Here is a 1068-nt window from a genome sequence, read left to right as displayed (position 1 = left end):
GAAGTCAGAAATGTATGACTTTGCATATTTGCAGCAAAATTCTTTCGATGCTGAAGATATGTATTGCTCTCTTTCAAAGCAAAAGACTCTTTTTTCTTTTATGAATGAAGTTTTAGATTTTGATTTTTCATGGATTGAATCGCATTCGGATGCACGTGGTTTTTTTCTATCATTACAAGCTGAAATGCGCATGCTTAACTTCCTTAAAGAGGGGAGTAAAGAAGCTTGTGAATGTCGAAATAAGATTAGAGACCGTTTGAAAGAGAGAAGATTAACTGCGACAAATTGAAGATGTAGGTGAACTATGAAGCGCTTGTCGAGTAGGATTTTAGAAATGAGAGGGTATTTGATTACAGTTGAAGCCCCTCTTGTTCGTATGGGAGAGTTAGCTAGAATTGTTTTTCAAGATGGACGTGTCTCGTATGGTGTTGTGATAAAGGTCATGCGAAGTTATGCCGTACTTCAAGTTTATGGCCCTGTGAGAGGCCTTTCGACAAATGATGAAGTTTGTTTTCTAGGGCACGGTTATCGACTTTCTTGTTCCGACGCTATTTTAGGTCGTAGGTTTGGTGGCTCTGGTAAATCTCTTGATGGAGGTCCTGACGTTGTTGGTTCTCTTCTTCCGGTTGATAGACCTTCTTTCAATCCTGTAGCTCGTGAGAGCCCAAGAAAAATGGTTAGGACCAATATCCCAATGATCGATGTTTACAACTGTTTGGTTCGTTCTCAAAAGATACCAATTTTTTCTACGGCTGGAGAGCCCCATAACGAGCTTCTGATGAGAATTGCTAAACAGACTAACGCTGATGTTGTTGTTTTGGGTGGCATGGGTTTAGTTTTTGATGAATTTCAACAGTTTGTAGAAGATCTTTCACACTCGTCTGCCCTTCACAAGAGTGTTCTTTTCGTGCACACACCGGTGGATCCAGTTGCAGAGTGCCTTCTAGTCCCTGAGCTTTCCTTGTTAACGGCTGAGCATTTTGCTTTCCAAGGAAAAGATGTTTTGGTCCTCTTGACCGACATGTCTGCTTATGCAGATGCACTAAAAGAGATTGCCATTAGCATGGC

Annotated in this window: 2 pseudogenes; both read left to right on the top strand. The window is 41.0% G+C overall.

From position 1 onward, the window contains the following. A pseudogene (locus GCCT14_RS05105) lies at positions 1-289 on the top strand (V-type ATP synthase subunit A); the annotation flags it as partial. 15 nt (positions 290-304) lie between these two features. Then, positions 305-1068 (top strand): annotated as a pseudogene (locus tag GCCT14_RS05100) (V-type ATP synthase subunit B); the annotation flags it as partial.

Source organism: Candidatus Similichlamydia epinepheli (assembly GCF_003056015.1).
The sequence above is the reverse complement of the archived record's forward strand: the minus strand, read 5'-3'. Positions and strand labels throughout refer to the sequence as shown.